Genomic DNA, 26987 nt, shown 5'->3' with positions numbered 1-26987 from the left:
TGAGTAGGCTTGCAGCAGTTGTTCGCATCATCAAGAGGAGAACGCATGGAAGTCTGGCCTGGATCGGCTTATCCGCTGGGAGCCACTTTTGACGGCACCGGCACCAACTTCGCGCTGTTCAGCGGGAATGCCGAAAAAGTTGAGTTGTGCCTCTTCGACGACGACGGCGGCGAAGTCCGCGTGGATGTCACCGAGGTTGATGGTTATGTATGGCACTGCTACCTTCCGCAGGTTCAACCCGGCCAAAAGTACGGTTACCGTGTGCACGGGCCCTACGACCCGGATTCCGGCCAACGCTTCAACCCCAACAAGTTGCTGTTGGACCCTTACGCCAAGGCCATCCACCGTCAGATCGACTGGGACCCGGCCTTGTTCTCCTACAATCTGGGGGACCCGGATTCCCGCAATGATGAGGACTCCGCACCGCACATGATGCTGGGCGTGGTCATCAACCCGTTCTTCGACTGGGACGGAGACAAGCTTCTGCGGATTCCGTACCACAAATCGGTCATCTACGAGGCCCACGTCAAGGGCCTGACGCAGATGCACCCGGAGGTGCCGGAAGAGCAACGTGGTACGTATGCAGGCGTGGCCCACCCCGCGGTCATCTCGCACCTGCAGAAACTGGGCATCACCGCCATTGAACTGATGCCTGTGCACCAGTTCGTCAACGACGGCATCCTGCAGGACAAAGGCCTGAATAACTACTGGGGCTACAACACCATTGGTTTCTTTGCGCCCCACAACAGCTACAGCTCCAAGGGCGATACCGGTCAGCAGGTCCAGGACTTCAAGGCCATGGTGCGTGCCCTGCACACTGCGGGCATCGAAGTCATCCTGGACGTGGTCTACAACCACACTGCGGAGGGCAATCACCTGGGACCCACGTTGTCCTTCAAGGGCATCGACAACTCCGCGTACTACCGCCTGGTGGAAGACGACCAGAAGTACTACATGGACTACACCGGCACCGGAAACTCGCTGAACGTCCGCAGCCCGCACTCCCTCCAGTTGCTGATGGACTCCCTGCGCTACTGGGTGACCGAAATGCACGTGGACGGTTTCCGCTTCGACCTCGCTTCCACGCTGGCCCGCGAGTTCTACGACGTCGACAAACTCTCAACGTTCTTTGAACTCATCCAGCAGGACCCGGTGGTTTCCCAGGTGAAGCTCATTGCCGAGCCGTGGGACGTCGGTCCCGGCGGTTACCAGGTGGGTAACTTCCCGCCGCAGTGGACTGAATGGAACGGCCAGTACCGCGATACCGTCCGCGACTTCTGGCGCGGGGAGCCCTCCACCTTGGGTGAATTCGCATCCCGGTTGACCGGCTCTGCAGATCTTTATGAGCACTCGGGCCGCCGTCCGGTGGCATCGATCAACTTCGTTACTGCCCACGATGGCTTCACCCTGGCCGACCTCGTTTCCTACAACGAAAAACACAACGAGGCGAACGGCGAAGACAACAACGACGGCGAGTCCCACAACCGATCATGGAACTGTGGGGCGGAGGGGCCCACCGACGATCCCACGGTCCTTGGCCTGAGGGCACGCCAACAGCGCAACTTCATCGCCACCTTGTTCCTCTCCCAAGGCGTCCCCATGCTCCTGCACGGCGACGAACTCGGCAGGACCCAGCGCGGCAACAACAACGGTTACTGCCAGGACTCCGAACTGACGTGGATCAACTGGGAGAACGTGGACCAGCCGCTCATCGAGTTCACCGCTGCCGTGTGCGCCCTGCGGGCCAAGCACCCCAGCCTTCGGCGAAGCCGGTTCTTTGACGGACGCCCGGTGCTCCGAGGCGAGGGTGAACGCCTGCCGGACATCGTATGGTTGGACGCCGACGCGAGCACCATGAGTCCCTCGGACTGGGATGAGGCATTGGGCCGCTCGGTTGGAGTGTTCCTCAACGGCGATGGTATCCACGGCCGCGACAACCAAGGCCGGCGTATCACGGACGTCAACTTCCTGCTCTACTTCAACGCGGACCAGGACGAGGTAGGCTTCAGAATCCCCTCCGATGAGTACGCGCCGGCGTGGGACATCATGATCGATACCGCTGGTGAAGGCGCTGAAGCAGGCGTCGTCAAGCCGGATCAGATCCTCATGGTCGGGGCAAAGTCCCTGGTGGTGCTTCGTGCGCACAGCACTCCCGAGGTAGAGCCCGATCACTCGGTGGCGGCCTCCCTGGCTGCTCTGACGCAGACGAGCACCCCGGAGACGGCATCCATTACGGCACCGGCCGTGACATCGCTGCCGTTCGACTACAAGGGAGACGCCCCGGCAGACGAGGAGTCCGGAGCAGCGAAGAAGGCGGACTCATGAAAACGCCCGTCTCGACCTACCGACTCCAGATCCGGCCGGAACTGACACTCCAAGACGCGGCGGAGCTCACGGGCTATCTGCGCTCCCTCGGAATCGACTGGGTCTACGTGTCACCGATCCTCACCGCGGAAGAGGGCTCGGACCACGGATACGACGTCACGGACCCGTCCACCGTGGATCCCGCCCGGGGTGGTCCCGAGGGGCTCGCTGCGCTTTCGGAGGCGGCCCGTGAGCAGGGCCTGGGCATTCTTGCCGACATCGTGCCCAACCACATGGGCGTCGCTACTCCCGGGCAGAACGCCTGGTGGTGGCAACTCCTGAAGGAGGGACGCGGGTCCAGGTACGCCGAGGCCTTCGACGTCGATTGGGATTTCGGTGGCGGGAAAATCCGCATTCCGGTCCTGGGCAGCGACGAGGACCTGGAACAACTCACCGTGGTGGACGGTGAACTGCACTACTACGATCACCGCTTTCCCTTGGCCGAGGGCACCTTTGCCGATGGTGACAGTCCCCAGGAAGTCCATGCCCGGCAGCACTACCAGCTCATCGGCTGGCGCAGGGCCGACGCCGAGCTGAACTACCGCCGCTTCTTCGCAGTCAACACCTTGGCCGGAGTTCGGGTGGAGATCCCGTGGGTCTTCGACGAATCCCACCAGGAAATCGTGCGATGGTTCCGCGAAGGGTTGGTGGATGGACTCAGGATCGACCACCCGGACGGGCTGGCAGATCCCGAAGGCTATCTGGCCAGGTTGCGGGAAGCGACGGGCGGCGCTTATCTGCTTGTCGAAAAAATCCTGGAACCGGGGGAGCAATTGCCGGACACCTTCGACTGCGAAGGAACCACCGGTTACGACGCCCTCGCTGACGTGGACCGGCTCTTCGTGGACCCCGCAGCGGAGGAATACCTCGACTCACTCGATGCCAGGTTGCGGGACGCGGACGCCCCGGCGGACTACGAGGACATGATCCATGGAACCAAGCGCCGTATCGCGGACGGCATCCTGCGGTCGGAGATTCTGCGGCTCGCACGCCTGGTGCCTCCGTCCATGGATTTGCCGGCTGACAAGGTGGCTGATGCCATCGCAGAAGTCATTTGCTGCTTCCCGATCTACCGCACCTACCTCCCGTACGGCCAGGACGTCTTGGTGGAATCCATCCGCCGGGCTGCGGAAAACCGGGCAGACCTCAAGGCGGTATTGGAAGACCTCACGCCGCTGTTGCTCGACTCCTCCGGCGCCTTGGCCCGGCGTTTCCAACAGACCTCTGGAATGGTGATGGCCAAGGGCGTGGAGGACACTGCGTTCTTCCGCTACACCCGTCTGGGGACCCTCACCGAGGTGGGGGCCGATCCCACCGAATTCGCCGTGTCCAACGAGGTCTTCCACGAGCGCATGGCCCGCCGCCAGCAGGTCCTGCCGCTGTCCATGACCACGCTGAGCACCCATGACACCAAGCGAAGCGAGGATGCCCGGGCGCGTATATCGGTCATTTCCGAGGCCGTCCCGGAGTGGGAACTCTTCCTGGGGACAGTCCAGGAGTTGGCTCCGATTCCGGACGGCCCGTTGGCTGCCCTTGTGTGGCAGTCAATAGTTGGTGCGTGGCCGGCAGACCGAGGGCGTCTTCAGTCCTATGCCCTGAAGGCGGCGCGCGAGGCCGGTAACTCAACAAATTGGACCGACCCCAACCAGGACTTCGAGCGCCACTTGGCCGCCGCCGTCGACTCTGTCTTTGATGTGCCGGAGGTTGCAGCGGCATTGGCCAATCTTGTCGCTGAGCTCGAACCGTACGGGACATCGAACTCGTTGTCGGCGAAGCTGGTCCAGCTGACCATGCCCGGGGTTCCGGACGTCTACCAGGGCACAGAGTTCCGGGACGGCTCCCTGACCGATCCGGACAACAGGCGCCCTGTTGACTTCCAGGCCCGCACATCTGCCTTGGCAGATCTGGACAACGGCGCTGTTCCACTGTTCACGGAAGAAGCAGCCAAGCTGCTGGTGGTGTCACGTGCACTGCGGTTGCGGCGCGATCGGCCTGAGCTTTTCGGCGGATACCTGCCGGTGGCAGCACAAGGTGCGGCCGCAGATCATGTGGTGGCCTTCGACCGCGGAGCTGATCGAGGTGGTGCCCTTACAGTTGCCACCCGACTGCCCAAGCGACTTGAGCGGGAAGGCGGCTGGCGTGACACAGCCATCGAATTGTCCGTCAACGCCCGGGACGAACTCACTGGAGCCACGTACGGTGCCGGCACTGTCCCGTTGGCTACGTTGTTGGAGCAGTACCCCGTGGCCCTGCTGGTGCCTACGGACTGACCCTCACCACCGCAGACCATCACTGCAACGCACGCTTGAACACGCCTAAGGGAGCATGATGCTGGAGCACGCTGCTGGAAAAAACCGCTACGACGTCTGGGCGCCGAACGCTGATTCGGTCCGGCTTGTTGCCGATGGACGAGAGTACGCCATGGAACACCACGACGCCGCCGCCCCGGGGTGGTGGCGGGCGCCGGCTGACGTGGCCGGCCAGGAAGGTGACGGGGTCCCCTACGGGTACATCGTTGATGGAGAGGGCCCGTTCCCTGATCCACGCTCGCGGAGGCAACCGGACGGCGTCCACGCATTATCCGCCACGTTCGATCCTTCTGCCCACGAGTGGAAAGACACAGCCTGGAAGGGCAGGCAACTCAAGGGAGCCCTCATCTATGAGCTTCACCTTGGTACCTTCACCCCGGAAGGAACGCTGGATGCTGCCACCGCCAAGCTGGACTACCTGGTGGACCTCGGAGTGGAATTCATCGAGTTGCTTCCGGTCAACGGTTTCAACGGTGTCCACAACTGGGGCTACGACGGCGTCTTGTGGTACGCCGTCCATGAGCCCTACGGCGGCCCGGCGGCGTACCAGCGATTTGTCGACGCCGCTCATGCTGCTGGATTGGGCGTTATCCAGGACGTCGTCTACAACCACCTTGGACCCAGCGGAAACTACCTGCCCAAGTTCGGCCCCTACCTGAAATCAGGGGAGGGAAATACCTGGGGTGACTCCGTCAACCTCGATGGACCAGGCTCGGACGATGTTCGGCGCTATATCTTGGAGAACGCGGCGATGTGGCTCCGGGACTACCACGTGGACGGACTCCGCCTCGACGCCGTCCACGCCTTGCGTGACGAACGGGCCGTGCACATCCTGGAGGACTTCGGGGCATTGGGCGATCAGATCGAGGCCGAGACGGGAATCCCCCGGACGTTGATCGCGGAGTCGGACTTGAACAACCCGCGCCTCATCTATCCCCGCAAGGACAACGGATACGGACTTGAAGGCCAGTGGAGCGACGACTTCCACCACGCCGTCCACGTCAACCTCAGCGGCGAGACTACCGGCTACTACGCGGACTTCGATTCGCTGGCCGTCCTGGCGAAGGTCCTGGAGCACGGCTTCCTTCACGATGGCAGCTACTCCAGCTTTCGGGGGCGGCACCACGGCCGGCCGATCCGCAGGGATCTGGCACACCCCTCAGCCTTGGTTGTATGCCTCCAGAACCACGACCAAATCGGCAACCGCGCCATCGGTGACCGACTCACCGCGTCGCTGTCCTATGGGAAGCTGGCCATCGGTGCTGTGCTGACCATGACATCTCCGTTCACTCCCATGCTCTTCATGGGCGAGGAATTCGGCGCGTCCACGCCGTGGCAGTTCTTTACCTCCCATCCGGAGCCCGAGCTCGGGAAGGCTACAGCCGAGGGCCGCATCAAGGAATTCGAACGCATGGGGTGGGATCCTGCGGTGGTGCCGGACCCGCAGGATCCAGAAACATTCCTCCGATCCAAGCTCAAGTGGGAAGAAGCCGGCGAGGGAAACCATGCACGCCTGCTCCAGCTCTACAAGGATTTAGCACAGCTGCGCCGAAACACCCCCGAGTTGGTGGACGGCGGCTTCGGCAGCACAGTGGTGGAATACGACGACGACGAACACTGGCTGCAGTTCTCCCGCGGCACCGTCCGGGTGGTATGCAACTTCGGGGACGAGGCACTCGGGACACCCCTGAGCGGCTCCATCTTGCTGGCCACCGACCATGAAGCAGTCCTCGATGAAGGGACACTGACGCTTCCGGGCGGGAGCGCCGTCGTCGTACGCGTCAACTAAGCCGTCGCCGATCCGGGGTGACGGCGCCCACATGGCGGACAGCGCCGTCACCCCGGATTGTGCAGTGGCAGGATGGTACGTATGACTTATTCGGCTGCGGAAAACCGCTACGAAACCATGCCCTACCGCCGCGTCGGACGCAGTGGACTCAAGCTCCCCGCCATCTCGCTGGGCCTATGGCACAACTTCGGCGACGACAAACGGTTTGACGAACAGCGTGCCATCCTGCGTCGTGCGTTCGACCTCGGCGTTACCCACTTCGACCTCGCCAACAACTACGGACCGCCGGACGGCTCAGCCGAGACCAACTTCGGGCGCCACCTGAAGGACGACTTCAAGCCCTACCGTGACGAACTGGTCATCTCCACCAAAGCCGGTTACTACATGTGGCCCGGCCCGTACGGCGAATGGGGATCCCGCAAGAACCTGATCTCCAGCCTGGACCAGTCGCTGGAACGCATGGGCCTTGACTATGTCGACATCTTCTACAGCCACCGTCCCGACCCCGAGACGCCGCTGGAAGAAACCATGGGCGCGTTGGACTACGCTGTCCGCTCCGGCAAAGCGCTCTACGCCGGCATCTCCTCTTACACCCCGGAGCAGACCCTCGAAGCTGCCCGGATCCTCAAGGAGCTCGGGACTCCGCTGCTCATCCACCAGCCCAGCTACTCCATGCTGAACCGGTGGACAGAGAACGGCTCGCCCAACCTCTACGAGGCCCTGGATCAGGTGGGCGCCGGTTCCATCGCGTTCTCGCCGCTCGCCCAGGGCATGCTCACCAACCGCTACCTCAAGGGCGTCCCGGCCGATTCGCGGGCTGCCAAGGAGCGGTTCCTGTCCGAATCACAACTGACCGAGGAGAAGCTGGACCGGGTCCGGGGATTGAACGCCATCGCCGAAGGCCGCGGGCAGACCCTGGCCCAGATGGCCATCGCCTGGATCCTGCGTGACCAACCAAAGGGCTCACCGGTGACCTCTGCACTGGTTGGCGCCTCAAGCGTGGCCCAGTTGGAGGACACGCTCAGCGCCATCAACAACCTGAAGTTCACCTCGGACGAACTGACGGCGATCGACGAATTCGCGGTCGAGTCGGACATCAACCGGTGGGCCCAGAAGTAGCCCACCAAGTTTCGCCATAAAACAGCAGGGGCCGGCCGGGAACAAAGCCGGCCCCTGCTGTGTTGGTTACAATGCAAGAGTGCGCCGAATGGCGCCGTGCCAATCAGTCGTGCCCTGGACCCAGTCAGGGCTGCGCCTGGCACATGAGGTTTAGTTCTCAAAAGGAGTTCCGTGTCTTCACATCCGATTCGTGTTGCCATTGTCGGCGTAGGTAACTGCGCCGCATCGCTGGTCCAAGGTGTTCAGTACTATCGCGACGCTGACCCCAAGGCCACGATCCCGGGTCTGATGCACGTCGAGTTCGGCCAGTACCACGTCAACGACGTCCAGTTCGTTGCTGCTTTCGATGTCGACAGCAAGAAGGTTGGACTGGACCTGGCCGACGCCATCGGCGCCAGCGAAAACAACACCATCAAGATCGCCGACGTCCCCGCCACCGGTGTCACCGTCCAGCGCGGCCACACCCTGGATGGCTTGGGCAAGTACTACCGCGAGACCATTGTTGAGGCCCCGGACGAGGCCGTGGACATCGTCGCAGCGCTGCGCGAGACCAAGGCCGACGTCATGGTTTGCTACCTGCCCGTCGGTTCGGACCAGGCAGCAAAGTTCTACGCCCAGTGCGCCATCGACGCCGGTGTTGCGTTCGTCAACGCGCTGCCCGTCTTCATCGCCGGAACCAAGGAGTGGGCTGACAAGTTCACCGAGGCCGGTGTCCCGATTGTTGGCGATGACATCAAAAGCCAGATCGGTGCCACCATCACACACCGCGTCATGGCCAAGCTCTTCGAAGACCGCGGCGTCACGCTGGACCGCACTTACCAGCTCAACGTGGGCGGCAACATGGACTTCAAGAACATGTTGGAGCGCGACCGCCTCGAGTCCAAGAAGATCTCCAAGACCCAGGCTGTGACCTCCAACGTTGAGGCCGAGCTGCACGCCGACGACGTCCACATCGGGCCGTCCGACTACGTTGCCTGGCTCGATGACCGCAAGTGGGCCTTCGTCCGGCTTGAGGGCCGTAACTTTGGTGACGCGCCGGTGTCCCTCGAATACAAGCTTGAGGTGTGGGACTCCCCGAACTCCGCCGGCGTGATCATCGACGCCATCCGCGCCGCGAAGATCGGACTGGACCGCGGCATCGGCGGCCCCCTGCTCTCCGCTTCCAGCTACTTCATGAAGTCGCCGCCTGAGCAATTCAACGACGACCTCGCGCGCGACAAGGTTGAAGCCTTCATCCGCGGCGACATCGAGCGCTAAACACTCTCTTCGCGCCAAACGCCCCCGTATCCGATGCGGGGGCGTTTGTCGTTTCCCGAACCTTCTCTCACATCCCTCGGGTTTGGTGCGGACGCTCGCTCATGTCCCTCGGGTTTGGGGCGGACGCTCGCTCATGTCCCTCGGGTTTGGGGCGGACGCTCGCTCGCTTTCCTCAAGAGAGTGAGAGAGCGTGGGTCTGGAGGGTGTGGGGTGTGAGAGAGCGTGGGTCTGAAGGACGGGGGGTGTGAGAGAGCGTGGGTCTGGAGGGCGGGGGATGTGAGAGAGGGCTAGAAGAGGCCCGTGGGTTGTCCTTCAGCGTCCACATCCATGCGCATCGCGGCCGGTTCCTTGGGCAGTCCGGGCATGGTCATGACAGCGCCGGTCAACGCGACGATGAACCCGGCGCCGGTCTTGGGGATCAGCTCGCGGACGTGCACCGTGAAACCCTTGGGTGCTCCCAACCGGGAGGCGTCGTCGGTGAAGGAGTACTGTGTTTTGGCCATGCAGACGGGGAAGCCGGACCAGCCGTTCTTTTCGATCTCCACCAGGCGCTTCAGGGCAGGAACCGAGAATTCGACGCCGTCGGCCCCGTAGATCTCCTGCACGATGGTGCGGATCTTGTCCTCCACAGGAATTTCCAGTGGGTAGAGGTGGTGGAAATCGGAGGGCGCGTCCAGCGCAGCTGCCACCTTCGCAGCGAGGTCGTCACCGCCGTCGCCTCCTCCGCCCCGACCCCAGACATCGGCGACGGCGGCTTCTACGCCTTCCGTGGCGCACCAGGCGAGCAGCCACTCCAGTTCCTCGGGGGTGTCCGTGGCGAACTTGTTGATGGACACGATGGGGGAGATGCCGAACTTAGCGACGTTGCGGACGTGCCTCCGGAGGTTCTCCACCCCGGCGGCTACGGCCTCGACGTTGGGTTGGCTGAGTTGGTCCTTGGGAACCCCGCCCTGCATCTTGAGGGCCCTGATGGTCGCGACCACCACGACGGCGGATGGCGCCACCGCGGCGATTCTCGCCTTGATGTCCATGTACTTTTCGGCGCCGAGGTCTGCCCCGAATCCGGCTTCGGTGACCACGATGTCGGCGAGTTGCATGGCCGTGCTGGTGGCGATCAACGAGTTGCAGCCGTGGGCGATGTTGGCGAAAGGGCCGCCATGGACCAAAGCAGGTGTCCCGGCGATGGTCTGGACGAGGTTGGGTTTGATGGCGTCCTTCAACAGCATGGTCAGGGCACCCTCAACGCCGAGGTCGGCAACGGTGACCGGCGCGCGATCGTAGGTGTAGCCAAAGGTGATCCGGCCCAGCCGCGAGCGGAGGTCGTCCAAGTCCGTCGCCAGGCAGAAGACCGCCATGATTTCGGACGCGACAGTGATGTCGAAGCCGTCCTGCCGGGGCACGCCCTGCACAGGGCCGCCGAGACCGATGATCACTTCCCGCAGGGAGCGGTCGTTCATGTCCAGCACGCGTTTGAAGGTCATGCGGCGGGGATCGATACCGAGCTCATTGCCTTGGAAAATATGGTTGTCTACCAATGCCATGAGCGCGTTGTTGGCGGACGTGATCGCATGGAAGTCGCCGGTGAAGTGCAGGTTGATGTCGTCCATGGGCAACACCTGCGAGTAACCACCGCCGGTGGCTCCGCCCTTCATGCCCAGGATGGGACCCAAGGAAGGCTCGCGCAGGGCGATCATCACTTTGTGTCCGGCGCGTGCCAGTGAGTCTGCGAGCCCCACGGTGGTGGTGGACTTCCCTTCACCGGCAGGTGTGGGGGACATGGCGGACACCAGCACCACCTTGCCAGGTGCCGTGCGCGCCGGGAGTACCAACTTGGCCGGATTGATCTTGGCCTTGTAGGGCCCATACAACTCAAGGGCGTCCACTGTGATGCCTGCGCGTTGGGCGATGTCCACAATGGGCAGGATGGTGGCGTTGCGGGCAATATCAAGATCAGACATGACCTTGTTTTCAGACATCGTTGTCCTTCGGCTGGGTGGTCCGGCAGCGGGGTTGGTGCTGCAGGCGTTGGTTCGCTGTGCGCGACAATCTATCAGTCCCGGCAGGGGAATCAGCGAAGACTCAGCGCCGGGGAACCAGCAGTCCACCCACTGCTTCGCGGTAGCTTTCCAGGGTGATGGCTGCCGTTCGCTGCCATCCGAAGGATTCGGCATGGGTGGCCGCCAACCGGCCCATGCCTTCCCGGGTCTGGACGTCGTCGTAAAGATCTTCCAAGGCGTCTGCCCAGTCGGAGGGGTCGTGCCCGTCCACCAGCATGCCGGTGCGCCCGTCAGAAATGGCGCGGGACAGGCCGCCCACGTTGGTGGCCACCACGGGTGTACCGCACGCCTGTGCTTCCAAGGCCACCAAACCGAAGGATTCGCTGAACGACGGCATGACCACGACGTCTGCTGAACGGAACCAACTGGCCAGCTCCGGCGCCACTACAGGCGGCCGGTGAGTGACGACGTCGGCCAGTCCGGCGTCTTCGATGATGTGCTGAAGGTTGAAATCCTTGGCCCCGCTGAGCGATCCCAGGATGGTCATCTCAAGGTCAATGTCCGGCCGGCGCTTGCGCAGGATTCCCGCGGCTTTGACGAACACCTGGGGGCCTTTGAGCCGTTGGATTCGGCCGGCGAAGAGGATATGGAAACTGTCCGGCCTGACATCCCGCAGCGAACGTGACTTCCGCCGGAAGGACGGTGTGAACACTTTGAGGTCCACGCCCGGCGGGGCGACGTCGATCCGGTCAAGATCGGCCCCGTAGTGGGACACCAGTTCTTCGGCCTCGGCAGGAGTGTTGGCTACCAGACGGGCTGCGCCATCCACGATCCGCTGCTCACCCTCCTCGCGGCGACGGGGCTCGGGGCGTTCACCGGATTCGAGGACCAGGTTCTTGACCTTGGCCATGGTGTGCATGGTGTGGACCAGCGGAACGCCCCAAAGTTGGGACAACTCAAGCCCTGCCACCCCGGATACCCAGTAGTGGGAATGGATGGCGTCGTAACGGCCGTGAAGTTGGCTTCCCCGGATCCTGTCGATTTCTTCCACCATCTGGTGCAGAAGGGCAGGCAATTCTTCTTTGGGCAGTTTCCGGCGTGGCCCTGCCATAACGTTGTGGACGCAGACGCCGGGCCCTGGATGTTCGACGGCGGCTTGGCCGGCTTTGGTGGAACGGGTAAAGATTTCCACCTCCACACCGGACTCCGCGAGTGCCATGGCCAACGCCCGGACGTAGACGTTCATCCCACCGGCATCGCCGGCACCTGGCTGCTCCATGGGGGAGGTGTGCAGGGACAGGAACGCCACACGACGGATCAACGGCACCGCATTCCTCCTGACACTCACAGCAAACAGCAAACACGCCTTTGCCCTGCAGAAAACACTACTCCTGCTGATCAAAGCCATCCCAAGGCAACCCGGTTATGTGGACAAGGCTGCTAGCGTGGCCGCTGTGAGCCAAGAACAGACTTTCGACATCCGCACAGCCACCCCTGGGGACTGGCCCGGTATCTGGGCCATCCTGGAGCCGGTGATCCGCGACGGCGAGACCTTCACCTGGGATCGCGACACCTCCGAGGAAGCGGCCAGGAACAAGTGGACCAAGGACGCTCCCGGCCAGACTTTTGTGGCGGTGGGCAAGGACTCGGGCCAGATTCTGGGAACAGGGGAGTTCCACGCCAACCAAGCCGGCGGCGGCAGCCATATTGCCAACGCCGGGTACATGGTGGGGGCGAACAACTCAGGCCAGGGCATCGCCCGCGCCCTCTGCGCCTATTCGCTGAGTGAGGCCAAGGCTGCAGGCTTCTACGCCATGCAGTACAACGCCGTGGTGGAGAGCAACGTCCGGGCAGTGTGGCTCTGGCAGTCCATGGGCTTCCGGATCCTCGCTACGGTCCCTGATGCCTTTGACCATCCGGAGATCGGATACGTCGGCCTGCACGTCATGTATCGGAAGCTGTAGGGCCCCACAACTGCGCCAGTTCGGGAAAGGCTGCCTCGTATCCGGTGAGGAGTTGTTCGCCCAACTCCGCCGATCCGATCAAGGGATGCGCCGCGAAAGCACCAACGGCAGCGCTGCGCTCTCCATGCACCACGGCGCGGATGGTCAACCGCTCCACCTCCTTGACATGCTGCATCAGTGTGAGGAACTGCCCGCCCGGCCGTTCCTGCGCAAGCGGCAACGCGCCGTCGGGCGTTACGTCGCAGGGAACCTCGACGACGGCGCCCGCCGGCAGCCCGGGTACGGCCACGCCCGCTGTGGCCAGGCTGCCTGCTCGCGACACCGGTGAGTTGGGCACGTTCAGAATCAGCTGGGCAGAACCCCCGCCTGACAGTGCACGCATCACGGACAACGCCACCCGCTCATAGCCACCGCCTGCGAGATCCGACTCGTCCCGTTGCTCCCCGTGCGTGCGGGCTTCGGCCAGGTAGCCTTCTTCACGGGACCGGCGTGCGCTGTCCCACAGCTCAAAGGCTTGCGGGGCCCGGGCCAGGGCCGGATACAGGGCACTCTGCTGGTGATGGATGGATGCCCCACGCGTTTCCTGCTGCCGGCGGATGGCGTCGGTAGCCTGCGTCGTTTGGTAGTAGTAATAAAGGTATTCGTTGGGCAGGCAGCCAAGCTGCAGCAGGGTGTGCTGCCCAAACAGCCTGCCCTCTTCCATGGCCTCAAGGGCGGCGTGGTCGGAAAGCAGGCCCGGCAACAGATCCTGCCCGCCGGGTGCCAGCCGATAAAGCCAGCCGAGGTGGTTCAGGCCGAAGTAGCCCACGCCGTCGAGCGTTCCTTCTGCCAGCGGCGCGCCAACGGCCCGCGCCGCCCGCTGGACCAGGCCACCGGCGGAATCGCAGATACCGATCACTTTGCGCCCCAGCACTGGCTCCAGCGCTTCGGTGACCATGCCGGCAGGGTTGGTGAAATTGATAAGCCACGCCTCGGGGCAATGGCGACGCATCGCTTCGGCGAGCTCCAGCATGCGGGGGATGGAACGGAGGGCGTAGGAGATGCCGCCGGCGCCTGTGGTTTCCTGCCCGAGCAAACCCAGGTCCAAGGCCACGCGTTCGTCGGCGATCCTTCCGGCAGTGCCACCCGGGCGGATGGCGGCAAAGACCATGTCCGCCCCAGTGAGGGCCTCCGGCAGATCCGTGGAGACCACGACGACGGGCGCGGAACCGGCCGCTGGGGGCATGTCTCCAATAACGGCCTCGATGGCTGCCAGCCGTGCGGCGTCGACGTCGTACAGCACCAGCTCGTCCACCAGCCCGGCGAACGGGCCCGCGCATAAAGCACGGTAAACAAGGGGTACCCGGAAGCCGCCGCCGCCGGCAATCATGAGCCGCATGACCCGAGTCTATGCAGGCCTCCACATCTATGCAGCCAAGTACGGTGCAGCGTAGTCTGCGGTGCATGGACGCTATGCCCCAGCGACGTTTTGATCCCCTTGCTTCCCTCCGGCCCACTGCGGACCAGCAGTGCGACCTCCTCCTGACAGGGACGGTCTTTCAGGACATCATCTTCACGGGTCTTCCGCACTCCCCTGAACCCGGCACGGAGATCTGGAGCGAGGGCATGGGAAGCTGCCCGGGCGGGGTAGCCAACCAAGCCATCGCCGCTGCGCGCCTGGGCCTGCGCACCAACCTTGCCGCGACCTTCGGGGACGACGGGTACGGGGACTACAACTGGCAGATCCTTGAAAGCCAGGAACACGTGGACCTCTCGCTGTCGAGAAAAGTGCCGGGCTGGCACTCACCCGTCACAGTTTCCCTGTGCGTCAACCAGGACCGGTCCATGGTCACCCACGGGCACCCCGCCCCGATCAGTTCCTCCGAGCTGATAGGGCAACCGCCCAAGGCGCTCGCCGCCGTCGCCGATCTGGGTGAGGAAATGGAACCGTGGATGCTGGCGGCCAAGGAAGCGGGCACCAAGCTTTTTGGCGTGGTGGGCTGGGATCCCACGGGGGAGTGGTCCGAACGGCGCCTGGATCTTTTGGAGAACTTCCATGCCTTCCTGCCCAATGCGCCCGAAGCCATGGCCTTTACCGGCAAGGCGGACCCTTGGGCGGCCCTGTACTCCTTGGCAGACCGGGTGCCCGTGGCCGTGGTGACGCTCGGCCCGCAGGGTGCCGTGGCGGTGGACTCCGAGACTGGCGAGGAAGAATGGGTGCCTTCCCTGCCGGTGTCCGCCTACGATCCCACCGGTGCGGGCGACTGTTTTGGGGCTGCCTTCATTGTGGGGTGCCTGGCGGGGTGGAGGTTGGGGGACCGGCTCCGGTTCGCGAACCTCTGTGCCTCCCTGGCCGTCCAGGAAGTGGGCGGTTCGCTGGCAGCCCCCGGGTGGGGCGACATCGCCGACTGGTGGCAGCGGGCCAACGCGCGGAAGGAACGCCAGTCCAGCCAGTGGCTTCGGCGCTTCGCGTTCTTGGAACCCATAGTCAAGGACATCCCGGCGGAAGCGCAGCGACGCGCGCGGGCGACGATCGCCCATTTGTCGGACGCGCAGTAGCGACGCGCCATCCCGACGCGCAGCGGGCATCGGACGGCAGGCAGTTAACCCGAATTCACCGGCACCACTAGAATCTCTAGGGTGACTTACGAAGCAGCTGCAGATATCGGTATCGGGTCGAAAGCCTCCATAACAAAGTCGGCGGTGCTGGAACGCTCCGCCGTGATTGACCTCGAAGCCGTGCGGCACAACGTGCGTCAGTTCGTCGCCATCGCGTCCCCTGCTACGGTCATGGCCGTCGTGAAGGCGGACGCTTACGGTCACGGAGCCGTCCAGGTGGCACGTGCAGCGCTCGACGCCGGGGCGGCCTGGCTCGGTGCAGCGCACATTTCCGAGGCGCTCGCCTTGCGCGCCGCCGGTGTGGATGCGCCGCTGCTCGCCTGGCTGCACACCCGTGAGAGCAACTTCCAAGCGGCAGTCGCCGCCGGCATCGACGTCGGAATTTCCGGCTGGGAGTTGGACTCCGTGGTCGCGGCAGCCCGCGAACAGGAACGGCCCGCACGAGTCCACCTCAAGGTGGACACCGGACTGGGACGTAACGGCTGCCCCATTGCCGATTGGGACCAATTGGTTGGCCAGGCCATGGAGTACCAGGATCAAGGCCTGTTGCGCGTGGTGGGTATCTTCTCGCACCTCGCTGTCGCGGACGAGCCGCACCGCCCGGAAACGGATGAGCAGTTGGCCGTCTTCCGGGAGGCAATCGCCATGGCCGAGGACGCCGGAGTGGACATGGAAGTCCGGCATATCGCCAACACCCCCGCCACGCTTTCCCGCCCGGACTCACACTTCGATCTCGTGCGCGTGGGCCTCGGCATCTACGGACTCTCGCCCTTCGAAGGTGCTACATCCGCTGAGCTTGGCCTTCACCCGGCCATGACAGTCCGCACGCTCCTGTCCAATTGCAAGAAGGTCCCTGCCGGCCAGGGCGTCTCCTACGGGCTCAACTACCGGACGAGCGGGGAAAGCACGCTGGGCCTGGTGCCGCTGGGCTACGCCGACGGTGTGCCGCGGATTGCCACTGGCGGCCCGGTCCGCGTCAACGGCATCAACTACCCCGTAGTGGGCAGGATCGCGATGGACCAGATGGTCATCGACCTCGGAACGCTGACGACCGACGAGGCAGCCGCATTCAAGGGCGCAGAAGCCGTCATGCTCGGCGACGGTGCCGACGGCGGTCCCACGGCTGACGATTGGGCCGCGGCCGCGGGGACCAACAACTATGAAATCGTTACCCGCATCAGCCCGCGGGTGCCACGCACTTACATCAACGAGGTGCCTGCGCAGGCAGAGGCCCACAAGGCTGCCGGCCACGCGACAGAGACGGCAGCACTGTGACTGGACCCCAATGGGAGCGCACCCTGACGGTCAAGACGGCGGAGCAGACGCACGCGCTCGCAGCAACTTTGGGAGGGGTGCTTGAGGCCGGGGATCTCCTGGTCCTGACGGGTGAACTGGGTGCTGGAAAGACGACGTTCACCCAAGGGCTGGGCGAAGGCCTTGGCGTCCGCGCCGGCATCATTTCCCCGACGTTTGTGTTGGTCAGAATCCACCCCAATCTGACCGATGGCCCCAGGCCCGGCGGCCCCGACCTGGTTCATGTGGATGCCTACCGGCTGGAGTCGGCTGCGGAGATCGACGACATCGACCTGGAGAACACCATGGACACCGCGGTCACCGTGGTGGAGTGGGGCCGGGACCGGGTGGAGCACCTCTCGGACAGCCGCCTGGAGGTTGACCTGCACAGATCCGTAGGTGGGGAGCGCCCGGCAACCGGTGACGTCATGGACTTCGATACCGATGACGACGACGAACCCCGCACCCTTGTTTTCCGTGGATACGGTCCCCGCTGGACCGAAGCTCCGCGACTTCTCGAAACCACGTCACCAGAGGAAGACAACTGATGCTGATCCTGGCCATAGACACTTCCGCGGTGGCCAGTGCCGCACTGATTTCCGATGACGCCATGGAAAGCGTGGTGGATTCCTTCGCTACTGAGGACACCCGCAGCCATGCCGAAGTCCTGGCTCCCGGCATCGAAAAGCTCCTGGCCGGCGCGGGCGTTACGGGCGCCGATATCGATGCAATCGTCACCGGAGTGGGACCGGGCCCGTTCACGGGCCTGCGCTCCGGCATTGCGACCGCCCGAACCTTGGCTTTCGTCTGGAACAAGCCCCTGTATGGTCTGATGAGCTTGGACGCGATCGCCCTTGAGGTGGCCGAGTCCACATCCGCTGCTCCTGAGTTCCTGGTGGCCACCGACGCCAGGCGCAAGGAGGTTTACTGGGCGCGTTACACCCTGGCGGACGGCCAACTGCCGGAGCTTGTCGACGGTCCGCATGTGGGCTTCGCTGCCGGGCTTCCTGACTTGCCGGTGTTCGGCGCCGGTGCAGGTTTGTACGCCGAGGTCCTGAAGGCCAACGAGGACTTTGCCCAGACCCAGCCTGACGCAGCATCGCTGGGCCAGTTTGCCTTGGCCAAGCTCACCGCCGGGCAGGCGCTGCTGGACTCCACTCCGCTGTATCTGCGGGAATCCGATGCCCAGGTTCCCGGGCCACGGAAGCGTGCGCTGTGAAGGGACGCGAACTGTGAAATTGTCACCCAAGCTTGAGCTCGCGGGGGTTTCCCTGCGCGACATGACCGAATCCGATATTCCGGCAGTGGAGACCCTGGAGCGCCGATTGTTCCCCGTGGACGCCTGGCCGTTGCAAATGTTCTTCGATGAATTGGCGCAGCCCGAAACCCGTCGTTACCTGGTGGCTGAGGTCGCCGGGGAGATCGTGGCTTATGCAGGGTTGATGTGCATCGAGCCGATCGCAGACGTCCAGACGATCGCCGTCGTGCCTGAGTTTGAAGGCAAGGGCATCGGCTCCGCTGTCTTGACCGAACTCATCGACGAAGCACGGCGGCGCCGGGCGGCGGACGTCCTGCTGGAGGTCCGGGCAGACAACCCCCGTGCCCAGCAACTGTACGTGCGGTTCGGCTTCGAGCAGATCCACGTCCGACCCCGCTACTACCGTGACGGCACGGATGCCCTGATCATGCGGCTTGAACTGAATAAACCCCACGAAGGAGACACAGCGTGAGCGGCGCTCATCCGGAACAGCCCAAGCAACCATTGGTCCTCGGCATCGAGTCCTCGTGCGACGAGACCGGCGTAGGGATCGTGCGGGGCACCACGCTGCTCACCAACACGGTGTCCTCGTCCATGGAAGAGCACGTACGTTTTGGGGGCGTTATCCCGGAGATCGCTTCGCGTGCGCACCTGGACGCGTTTGTCCCCACCTTGCAGGAGTCCCTGCATGAGGCTGGTGTCACGTTGGAGGACATTGATGCCATTGCCGTCACGTCGGGACCCGGCCTCGCCGGCGCGCTGATGGTGGGGGTCTGTGCCGCGAAAGCGTTGGCTGTCGCCACTGGCAAGCCGCTGTACGCCATTAACCACTTGGTGGCGCACGTTGGCGTCGGGCTTCTGGACAGGCGGCCCGCCTCCAATGGAAAGCCTGCCTATGGCAAGCACGACGCCGGGGCTGCCGCCGGCCTGGGTGCCGGAAAGTTACCCGGGAACCTCGGTGCGCTGCTGGTATCGGGTGGGCACACGGAAATCCTGCGGATCCGGAGCATCACCGATGACGTTGAGCTGCTGGGCTCAACCATCGACGACGCCGCGGGTGAAGCCTATGACAAAGTAGCCCGCATCCTTGGCCTCGGCTACCCGGGTGGACCTGCCATCGACAAACTGGCACGCCAGGGCAATCCCAAATCCATCCGTTTCCCGCGCGGCCTCTCGCAGCCCAAATACATGGGTACGGCGGAGGAGAAGGGCCCGCACCGCTATGACTGGTCTTTCAGCGGCCTGAAGACAGCTGTGGCCCGGTGCGTTGAACAGTTCGAGGCCCGTGGCGAGGAAGTCCCCGTGGCAGACATCGCCGCGGCGTTCCAGGAAGCCGTGGTGGACGTGATCAGTTCCAAGGCGGTCCTGGCCTGCAAGGAGCACGGGATCACTGACGTGCTGCTGGGTGGGGGTGTTGCAGCGAACTCGCGCCTGCGGGAACTGACCGGGCAACGCTGTGCGTCGGCCGGGATCACACTTCACGTTCCGCCGCTGGACCTCTGCACGGACAACGGTGCCATGGTGGCGGCCCTTGGCGCCCAACTGATCATGGCCGGCATTGGCCCGAGCGGAATTGGGTTCGCTCCGGATTCCTCCATGCCGGTGACTACGGTCTCAGTGCCTGCCTAGGTTCGCGCCCAGGCAGGCACAGTCCCCAACTCCTAGGCGTCCGGCCCTTTGCGCATTTGCTGCACGAGGTCCATGACCACGGCCTGCAGGTCCCCGTTGTGCTCGGCGGCAACACGCCGTTGGCGCTGGTAGCTGGCTCCACGTTCGATGATTTTCAGGACGTCTGCCAGTTCCTCGGAGCAACCCAGCTTTTCCGCCACAGGTTCAAGCCGCGCAACGGTTTCCGCGAGGTGTTCGGTGACCAGCTGTTCGTTGCCCTCGGCGTCGAGGATGATGATGGCTTCCATGCCGTACCGCGCGGCACGCCATTTATTCTCCTGCACATGCCATGGCGGCATGGTGGGGATGCTGCCGCCGGCGTCCAGGATGGAGGAGAACTCGTCCACCAGGCACTGGGTCAGCGCAGCAATGGCGCCAACTTCTTCAAGCGTGGCCAGGCCATCGCAGATGCGCATTTCGATGGTGCCCAGGTTTGAGACGGGGCGGATGTCCCAGCGGATCTCGGATGTCGAGTCGATGACTCCGGTGGTGAACATGTCCTGGACGTAGGACTCGTACGCCTCCCAGGTTTCGAACTGGAAGGGCAATCCGGCGGTAGGGAGTTGCTGGAACATGAGGGCACGCTGGGAGGCGTACCCGGTTTCTTCCCCGGCCCAGTAAGGGCTGGAGGCGGACAGTGCCTGGAAGTGCGGGAAGTAGTTGACCAGGCCGTCGAGGACGGGGAGCACTTTGTCCCGGCGGTCGATGCCCACGTGGACGTGGACGCCGTAGATGACCATTTGGCGTCCCCACCACTGGGTCCGCTCAATCAGCTTGGCGTAGCGCTCCTTGTCCGTGACTGGCTGGAGCAGGGGAGGGCTGAAGGGGTGGCTGCCTGCGCAGAACACTTCAACACCCATGGGATCGGTGACTTCGCGGACCGCGGCGAGGGAACGGCCAAGGTCCTCTTTGGCGTCCTTGACGGTCTCGCAGATGCCGGTGACGAGTTCAACGGTGTTGAGGAGCAGTTCGCGTTTGATATGGGGGTGTTCGTCGTCTTCATTGAGGTCCGGGTGGTTGGCAGCGACGCCTTTCAGGACATCGTTCGCTACTGATACCAGTTCCCCGGTACGTGCATTGACGAGCGCCAACTCCCATTCCACACCCAGTGTCGATTGCCTGGATGGCGCAAAATCAATCTGCACGTAGTCCCCTCATTGTGTCGTGTCAGCCGGGCACGGTTCCCCGCTGCGGGGCCGCCAGCGGTCGGATCAAGTCTAATGCAGCGGGAACGCCGGTGATATCGGCAGGAACTGGAGGCGAAGCCTGCCATCATTTGCTAATGAGAACTGTTCGCATTAGACTCTAGCCATGCACCTCACAGTAGTCAGTTCCCTGGACAGCCAATGCCGCGAGGCAGCCACCGCAAGGCTCGGCCGAACCCACGAGAACTCCGTGGTGGTCCTCCACGATCTCCTGGACGGTTCCCTGGTCCTCCGACGCGTTTACCGGGGCGGCCAGCTGTTCGAGCGCGAAACCACGGTCCTGGAGCATGGTTGCCTCAGCTGCACCGTCCGCCTTGACGTAGTCCCCACGGCGGAACGCCTCGCAGCCTGCGGCTTCGACCACGTGGTCCTGGGCCTCCCACCGGGAGTCGCGGCAGGAATGGCCGTCGCAGAACTTCGCCGTGGACTCAGCCAGCCGGCCGTCATGGACAATGCAGTGCTGGCCATGGACCCGGCGGATTTGGACGACCACATTTGGGACCGGCACACCCTGTTCGAATCCGGGTTCACCTCCATGCCCCAGGATGAGCGCACCAGTGGCGAATTCCTGATCGGTGAGTTCGGCCAAGTGGACACCGTGATGGTTTCCCCGGGTCTGGGAGCGGTATTGACCGGGGATCCGCGTGAAGGATCGGAGGCTTGGCTGGTTGGCCTGGAACTGCTGGGCCAGTTGGCGCCCCATGCCAACGCCGTCGGGTCGGCCGGGGAATTCCGGCCAGGTTGCTTCGACGATGCTGAAGCAGCGGCACGTAACCGGCCCGGCGTCGTGCGTGTGCCCCTGAGCGAAACGCCAGGTCCCTTCCGGACCGTGCTCCACAAGGCTGGCCGTCCCCTTCATCCCGGACGCTTCCGGGATGCGCTGCCACAGCTGGCCATCGGTACGCACTGGCTGCGCGGCCGGCTGTGGATCGCCTCCGCGCCAACACGGCGGATCGCCGTCCAAGGCATAGGACCCAGGGTCTGGCTCGAAAGTACCGGGAACTGGCTCGCCGACTCAGCAGGATCCGCCCCTGGCGAGGGGGCCACCGGAAAGGCCGGCTCCGACGTCGACGCGTTCCTGGACTGGCATCCACACCACGGCGACCGCGGCACCGTCCTTGCCATCACCGGACGTTCCGAGGACATCGACCCCACGGAAATCCGCGAGCTCCTGGACGGCTGCCAACTGACGGAGGCCGAAATGACACTGGACTCCGGCGTCTGGGACGACCCCCTGGAACTCAGCGACGCCCTCTAATCCGAAACGCCAGCACCCACATCAAAGGAGAAAACACCATGAAGGTCAGGAATTCCCTGCGTGCCCTCAAGAAGATCCCCGGTGCGCAGATCGTGCGCAGGCGGGGACGCACCTTCGTCATCAACAAGAACAACCCGCGGATGAAGGCTCGCCAGGGCTAACCCACGGACGTCTCAGAAGTGCGGTGAATACACGGCTCTACCAAGAGGGCGTTTAATGGGGGAATGCCAATCCTGAACAAAGACATGTCCCTGTGCATTTCGCTTGCGGCCCGGCCCAGCAATATCGGGACCAGGTTCCACAATTATCTTTACGATCTGCTCGGCCTGAACTTTGTTTACAAGGCATTCGCCCCCGCTGACATCACCCTCGCGGTAGCGGGCATCCGCGGCCTCCCCATCCGGGGTGCCGCGGTGTCCATGCCTTACAAAGAAGCGGTCATCCCGCTGGTTGATGTGATGGACCCGTCGGCACAGGCCATTGATTCGGTGAACACCATCGTCAACAACGACGGCGTCCTGACCGCCTACAACACGGACTACATCGCCATTGCCCGGCTCCTGAAGGACCATCAGGTTCCCAGCAGCCACACTGTACTTCTCAGGGGTGCCGGCGGGATGGCCAAGGCCGTAGCCGCAGCACTCCGGGACGCAGGGTTCGCCGCCGTCACTATCGTGGCCCGCAATGAGACCACAGGACGGGCGCTTGCGGATCTCTACGGATTCGGCTGGCAGGACGATGTCAACGGCTCAACAGCGGACCTGATCATCAACGTCACCCCGCTGGGGATGGCTGGTGCGGACGAAATGGCCCAATCCTTCGATGACGAGACAATCTCTGCTGCGCAGGTGGTGTTCGACGTCGTTGCGCTGCCTTCGGAGACGCCGCTCATCACCGCTGCCAGGAACTCCGGCAAGAAGGTCATCACTGGGGCCGAGGTCATCGCCATCCAGGCCGAAGAACAATTCGTGCTGTATACGGGCGTGCGCCCCAGTGCCGGGCAGGTCCGCGAAGCCTCGGAGTTCTCCCGCCGCTGAGGTGCTAGGCCGTGACCGGCTCCACCACAACAGCCACTCTTTCCTCGCCGATCCTGGTGAGGACCAGGGTGGCTGTTTTTGCATCCTTCCCCTTTGAGGGTTTGGCGGGAAGCAATTGCTTGCGCAGCTCTTCGGGAGTCACTGCCGTGCCGCGCTTCTTGATGTCCAGCACGGTGATCCCCTTGCTTTTCACCCAGGCTTTGAGGGCCTTGACGTTGTAGGGCATCACCTCAAGGACCTTGTAGGCACGGGCAAAAGGAGTGTCGTGCAGTTCCGGCGCGCAGATGTACGCGATGTGCTCGTCCACCAGATGCCCGCCCAGCCTTTCGGCGATGTCGGCCACCAGGCCTGCGCGGATGACCGCGCCGTCCGGTTCGTACAAGAAACCTTCAACAGGCCCGACGGCGGCTGCCGGACCGGCGTCGAAGTCCTCGCCGCTGGTGATTTCAGCGGCGCCCTGGCTGCCAATGACCAGGGCCGCCCGGCGCACGCCGGGGCGGGCCACGGCGTTGAACCACAGGGTCACTTCGGTGACGTCCCCGCCCACCGAGACCCATTGGGCCTCACAGCCGGAGGGAACGGAGTCATGGGGGATGCCGGGCCCCATTTTGACGCCGACGGCGCGCCCGGTAGCTGCCAGCTTCTCCACGAAGGACAAAGGAGGAGAGAAGGCCTCAGGGTCCCAAATCCGCTTGGTCCCCGACGTGGACGTCGTCCGGCGTGCAGGATCCAGCCACACGCCGTCGATCCCGTCCAGATCCACGGATGTGGCATCGGAGTGCACCACGGTGGCGTGCGGGAACGGGATGAGGTTGATGGTGGCGCAGGCAGCCGTGGTTTCATCCATCTCAACGGCGGTCACTGAGATGTCCATGGACGCCATCGCCATGGAATCGGCGCCGAGGCCACATCCGAGGTCGGCCACATGGGAAATGCCTGCCTTGGCGAAGCGTTCTGCGTGCCGGGCTGCAACGTTCAACCGTGTGGCCTGCTCCAAGCCTGCCTGGGTGAACAGCATCTGCCGGGCGAACTCGCCGAACTTCGCCTCGGCGCGGGTGCGCAGCCGTGATTGCGTCAGGACTGCTGCCACCAATTCGGCGGAGTGGCCGGCTTTGCGGAGATCAGCGTTGGTGCTGAAAGCGTCGGCCTCGCGGTAGGGCCCCAAGGAGGCCAGGAGTTCCCATCCTTCAGTGGTCAGCAAGGGTGCGATCTGTTCCTGCGGTGCGTGAGGCATGGAATCAAGCCTAACGGCGCGGCACTTGACAACGTGACGGGCGAATCAGCCCGATAGGGTTGTTTTCATGGAAGACACCGCAGCCCCGCAACCCTCCACCATGCTGAAGTTCGCGCGACCCGCCCTCATAGCGGGGGCCGTGATCGCTGTGGTCTGCGTCGGCTTGCTGATCATCATCTTCGCGTTGGATTCCTTCAACGCGGCCACCTATTCCGTCGCAGGCAAGAGCGTCAACGATGCCACCGACGAAGCGCGGGACATCCGCGAGCTCTACAGCGGCGCCCGCACCGGTGGGATTATCACCCTGGTGATTTCCGGCGTCGTTGCTGTTGCGGCCGCCGTACTCCTGTACCGGAACCGCGGCAATGCCCCGCTGGACGAGGATGACGACGGCCAGGACTACGACCTCGATGACCTTACGGGCCGGTGACCGGCGTTCACCCATGACGAAATGCTGGCACTCACCTTGACCGAGTGCTAACGATTTACATAGAGTCTAGTTAGCACTCTCCCCTGGAGGGTGCTAATAAATGCCAAGCGTCTTCCGGCACCGCGACGGCGGATGTACGCTCCGGCACCCTAGTTCTTAGTCCATGAATCAGCTCATGAAAAGGAGAGTCCGAGTGTCGGTCTCGATTAAGCCTCTTGAGGATCGTATTGTTGTTCGCCCGCTCGAAGCAGAGCAGACCACGGCTTCCGGCCTGGTCATTCCGGACTCCGCACAGGAAAAGCCGCAGGAAGGCGAAGTTGTTGCAATCGGCCCCGGCCGCTTCGATGACAACGGCAACCGCGTACCGGTTGACGTAGCTGTTGGCGACGTCGTCATCTACTCCAAGTACGGTGGAACCGAAGTCAAGACCGGCGGCAACGAGTACCTCGTTCTGTCCGCCCGCGACGTCCTTGCGATCGTCGTAAAGTAACTTCCCGGAGCCCCGCACCGCCGTCGCGTTGGAAATCATTTCCGACCGTCAGCGGTGCGGGTTTTCTGTCTTGAAAGGACACAACCATGGCAAAGCAGCTTGCTTTTAACGATGCTGCCCGCCGGTCTCTTGAGGCCGGTATCGACAAGCTCGCCAACACTGTCAAGGTGACGCTTGGCCCGCGCGGCCGCAACGTCGTGCTGGACAAGAAGTGGGGCGCTCCCACGATCACCAACGATGGCGTCACCATCGCGCGTGAAGTTGAGCTTGACGACCCCTACGAGAACCTTGGCGCACAGCTGGCCAAGGAAGTAGCCACCAAGACCAACGACGTCGCAGGCGACGGAACCACCACGGCCACCGTGCTTGCACAGGCCCTGGTCAAGGAAGGCCTGCGCAACGTTGCCGCCGGCGCCGCTCCGGGCGAGATCAAGCGCGGCATCGAGGTTTCCGTTGAAGCCGTCGCAGCCCGCCTCCTGGAGAACGCCCGCGAAGTTGAAGGCACCCAGGTTGCCAGCGTCGCAGCCATCTCCGCGCAGAGCGACGAAGTCGGCGAGCTCCTCGCCGAAGCGTTCGGCAAGGTTGGCAAGGACGGTGTCATCACCATTGAAGAGTCCTCCACCACGCAGACCGAACTGGTCCTTACCGAAGGCATGCAGTTCGACAAGGGCTACCTGTCCCCGTACTTCGTCACCGACGCAGAGCGCCAGGAAGCCGTCCTCGAGGACGCCCTCATCCTGATCAACCAGGGCAAGATCTCCTCGCTGCAGGACTTCCTGCCGCTGTTGGAGAAGGCCCTGCAGGCCAACAAGCCGCTCTTCATCATTGCTGAAGACATCGAAGGCGAAGCCCTCTCGACGCTGATCGTCAACCGCATCCGCGGCACCCTCAACGTTGTTGCCGTCAAGGCTCCGGGCTTCGGCGACCGCCGCAAGGCCATGCTCCAGGACATCGCCACGCTCACGGGCGCCCAGGTTGTTTCCCCGGACCTTGGCCTGAGCCTGGACACCGTTGGCCTCGAGGTACTCGGTACCGCGCGCCGCATCACGGTGACCAAGGACAACACCACCATCGTTGACGGCGCCGGCACGGCTGAGGACGTGGCTGACCGCGTTGCACAGCTGCGTGCTGAGCTCACCCGGACGGACTCCGACTGGGACAAGGAAAAGCTGCAGGAACGCCTGGCCAAGCTGGCCGGCGGCATCGGCGTGATCAAGGTTGGCGCAGCCACCGAGGTTGAGCTGAAGGAAAAGAAGCACCGCATCGAGGACGCTGTTTCCTCCACGCGTGCAGCCCTCGAAGAAGGAATCGTTTCCGGTGGCGGTTCGGCTCTTATCCACGCTCTCAAGGCACTGGACGAGTCCCCGGCCGTCAAGGCGCTGGAAGGTGACGCAGCAGCTGCTGTGGGCATCGTCCGCCGCGCCCTGGTTCAGCCGCTGCGCTGGATCGCACAGAACGCCGGCTTCGACGGTTTCGTTGTCGTTGCCAAGGTGTCCGAGCTGGAAGCCAACCACGGCTTCAACGCCAAGTCCGGCGAGTACGAGGACCTGATCGCCGCTGGCGTGATCGACCCCGTCAAGGTCACCCGTTCGGCTCTCCGCAACGCCGCTTCCATCGCTGCCCTGGTTCTCACCACCGAGACCCTGGTTGTCGAGAAGCCGGCTGAGGACGAAGACGCACACGCAGGTCACAGCCACTAGCAGGCTGTTTCATTGGA

Annotated in this window: 23 protein-coding genes; 18 read left to right on the top strand and 5 right to left on the bottom strand. The window is 63.7% G+C overall.

Annotation, left to right across the window (positions count from 1 at the left end; translation table 11 throughout):
- Positions 1-45: 45 nt before the first annotated feature.
- The 5 genes from glgX (at position 46) to AB4Y77_RS02775 (ending at position 8838) form a co-directional block, all read left to right on the top strand.
- Positions 46-2325, top strand: a complete 2280-nt coding sequence (gene glgX, locus AB4Y77_RS02795; RefSeq protein WP_442012908.1) for a glycogen debranching protein GlgX — start codon at positions 46-48, stop codon at positions 2323-2325.
- Positions 2322-4634: a malto-oligosyltrehalose synthase gene (gene treY, locus AB4Y77_RS02790; RefSeq protein WP_442012907.1), complete on the top strand. Its 2313-nt coding sequence runs from the start codon at positions 2322-2324 to the stop codon at positions 4632-4634. Before glgX ends, treY begins: the two co-directional genes overlap by 4 nt.
- 58 nt (positions 4635-4692) lie before the next feature.
- Positions 4693-6462, top strand: a complete 1770-nt coding sequence (gene treZ / locus AB4Y77_RS02785; protein ID WP_442013055.1) for a malto-oligosyltrehalose trehalohydrolase — start codon at positions 4693-4695, stop codon at positions 6460-6462.
- Positions 6463-6543: 81 nt separating this feature from the next.
- A complete protein-coding gene (mgrA, locus tag AB4Y77_RS02780; protein WP_311213655.1) occupies positions 6544-7581 on the top strand; it encodes an L-glyceraldehyde 3-phosphate reductase in 1038 nt (345 codons plus the stop codon).
- 171 nt (positions 7582-7752) lie between these two features.
- Positions 7753-8838, top strand: coding sequence for an inositol-3-phosphate synthase (locus AB4Y77_RS02775; protein WP_311213654.1), 1086 nt, complete (start codon positions 7753-7755; stop codon positions 8836-8838).
- 287 nt (positions 8839-9125) lie between these two features.
- On the opposite strand, the gene AB4Y77_RS02770 is transcribed toward AB4Y77_RS02775, so the two are convergent.
- Together AB4Y77_RS02770 and mshA are read right to left on the bottom strand one after the other, a co-directional pair.
- Complete coding sequence (locus AB4Y77_RS02770; protein ID WP_442012906.1) at positions 9126-10814, bottom strand: formate--tetrahydrofolate ligase; 1689 nt, start codon at positions 10812-10814, stop codon at positions 9126-9128.
- Between the two features lie 103 nt (positions 10815-10917).
- Positions 10918-12162: a D-inositol-3-phosphate glycosyltransferase gene (gene mshA, locus AB4Y77_RS02765; protein WP_442012905.1), complete on the bottom strand. Its 1245-nt coding sequence runs from the start codon at positions 12160-12162 to the stop codon at positions 10918-10920.
- A 118-nt stretch (positions 12163-12280) separates the two neighbouring features.
- On the opposite strand from mshA, the gene AB4Y77_RS02760 reads away from it, so the two are divergent.
- Positions 12281-12799, top strand: a complete 519-nt coding sequence (locus AB4Y77_RS02760; RefSeq protein WP_442012904.1) for a GNAT family N-acetyltransferase — start codon at positions 12281-12283, stop codon at positions 12797-12799.
- Here the strand turns inward: AB4Y77_RS02760 and AB4Y77_RS02755 are convergent.
- Positions 12780-14177, bottom strand: coding sequence for a family 4 glycosyl hydrolase (locus tag AB4Y77_RS02755; RefSeq protein ID WP_442012903.1), 1398 nt, complete (start codon positions 14175-14177; stop codon positions 12780-12782). The genes AB4Y77_RS02760 and AB4Y77_RS02755 overlap by 20 nt on opposite strands.
- Positions 14178-14242: 65 nt before the next feature.
- Between AB4Y77_RS02755 and AB4Y77_RS02750 the strand changes: the two genes are divergently transcribed.
- From AB4Y77_RS02750 to tsaD, 6 genes are all read left to right on the top strand, one after another.
- Entirely contained in the window at positions 14243-15337 is a 1095-nt protein-coding gene (locus AB4Y77_RS02750) for a carbohydrate kinase family protein (RefSeq protein WP_311215275.1), read from the top strand.
- 81 nt (positions 15338-15418) lie between these two features.
- The gene (gene alr, locus AB4Y77_RS02745) at positions 15419-16672 is read left to right on the top strand and encodes an alanine racemase (protein ID WP_442012902.1); all 1254 of its coding nucleotides are present in this window, start codon (positions 15419-15421) and stop codon (positions 16670-16672) included.
- A complete protein-coding gene (gene tsaE / locus AB4Y77_RS02740; protein WP_442012901.1) occupies positions 16669-17238 on the top strand; it encodes a tRNA (adenosine(37)-N6)-threonylcarbamoyltransferase complex ATPase subunit type 1 TsaE in 570 nt (189 codons plus the stop codon). Before alr ends, tsaE begins: the two co-directional genes overlap by 4 nt.
- Positions 17238-17909, top strand: a complete 672-nt coding sequence (tsaB, locus tag AB4Y77_RS02735) for a tRNA (adenosine(37)-N6)-threonylcarbamoyltransferase complex dimerization subunit type 1 TsaB (RefSeq protein WP_442012900.1) — start codon at positions 17238-17240, stop codon at positions 17907-17909. Before tsaE ends, tsaB begins: the two co-directional genes overlap by 1 nt.
- A gap of 13 nt (positions 17910-17922) precedes the next feature.
- On the top strand, positions 17923-18420 hold the full coding sequence (rimI, locus tag AB4Y77_RS02730; RefSeq protein ID WP_442012899.1) for a ribosomal protein S18-alanine N-acetyltransferase: 498 nt from the start codon (positions 17923-17925) through the stop codon (positions 18418-18420).
- Positions 18417-19577: a tRNA (adenosine(37)-N6)-threonylcarbamoyltransferase complex transferase subunit TsaD gene (gene tsaD, locus AB4Y77_RS02725; RefSeq protein WP_442012898.1), complete on the top strand. Its 1161-nt coding sequence runs from the start codon at positions 18417-18419 to the stop codon at positions 19575-19577. The genes rimI and tsaD overlap by 4 nt, the downstream gene beginning before the upstream one ends.
- 32 nt (positions 19578-19609) lie before the next feature.
- On the opposite strand, the gene AB4Y77_RS02720 is transcribed toward tsaD, so the two are convergent.
- Positions 19610-20761: a glutamate--cysteine ligase gene (locus AB4Y77_RS02720; protein ID WP_311215269.1), complete on the bottom strand. Its 1152-nt coding sequence runs from the start codon at positions 20759-20761 to the stop codon at positions 19610-19612.
- A gap of 166 nt (positions 20762-20927) precedes the next feature.
- On the opposite strand from AB4Y77_RS02720, the gene AB4Y77_RS02715 reads away from it, so the two are divergent.
- The 3 genes from AB4Y77_RS02715 (at position 20928) to AB4Y77_RS02705 (ending at position 23116) form a co-directional block, all read left to right on the top strand.
- A complete protein-coding gene (locus tag AB4Y77_RS02715; RefSeq protein WP_442012897.1) occupies positions 20928-22079 on the top strand; it encodes a GTP-binding protein in 1152 nt (383 codons plus the stop codon).
- Between the two features lie 38 nt (positions 22080-22117).
- A complete protein-coding gene (gene ykgO, locus AB4Y77_RS02710) occupies positions 22118-22240 on the top strand; it encodes a type B 50S ribosomal protein L36 (RefSeq protein ID WP_011775528.1) in 123 nt (40 codons plus the stop codon).
- A 63-nt stretch (positions 22241-22303) separates the two neighbouring features.
- Entirely contained in the window at positions 22304-23116 is an 813-nt protein-coding gene (locus AB4Y77_RS02705; RefSeq protein WP_311215267.1) for a shikimate 5-dehydrogenase, read from the top strand.
- Between the two features lie 4 nt (positions 23117-23120).
- Here AB4Y77_RS02705 and AB4Y77_RS02700 read toward each other — a convergent pair whose 3' ends face one another.
- Positions 23121-24350 carry a class I SAM-dependent methyltransferase gene (locus AB4Y77_RS02700; RefSeq protein ID WP_311215266.1) on the bottom strand — a complete coding sequence of 410 codons (1230 nt, stop codon included), beginning with the start codon at positions 24348-24350 and terminating at the stop codon, positions 23121-23123.
- 67 nt (positions 24351-24417) lie between these two features.
- On the opposite strand from AB4Y77_RS02700, the gene AB4Y77_RS02695 reads away from it, so the two are divergent.
- The 3 genes from AB4Y77_RS02695 to groL all read left to right on the top strand — a co-directional run bounded on the left by AB4Y77_RS02695 (position 24418) and on the right by groL (position 26970).
- Complete coding sequence (locus tag AB4Y77_RS02695) at positions 24418-24780, top strand: hypothetical protein (protein ID WP_442012896.1); 363 nt, start codon at positions 24418-24420, stop codon at positions 24778-24780.
- A gap of 193 nt (positions 24781-24973) precedes the next feature.
- Positions 24974-25270, top strand: coding sequence for a co-chaperone GroES (gene groES / locus AB4Y77_RS02690; protein ID WP_011775524.1), 297 nt, complete (start codon positions 24974-24976; stop codon positions 25268-25270).
- Between the two features lie 86 nt (positions 25271-25356).
- Complete coding sequence (groL, locus tag AB4Y77_RS02685) at positions 25357-26970, top strand: chaperonin GroEL (RefSeq protein WP_311215264.1); 1614 nt, start codon at positions 25357-25359, stop codon at positions 26968-26970.
- The last annotated feature ends 17 nt before the right edge of the window (positions 26971-26987 follow it).

The sequence above is a fragment of the Paenarthrobacter sp. YAF11_1 genome (genome assembly GCF_052113445.1).
In the GTDB taxonomy this organism is placed as follows: Bacteria; Actinomycetota; Actinomycetes; order Actinomycetales; family Micrococcaceae; genus Arthrobacter.
Note: the sequence above shows the minus strand (reverse complement) of the source record. Positions and strands in the feature narration are given on the sequence as shown.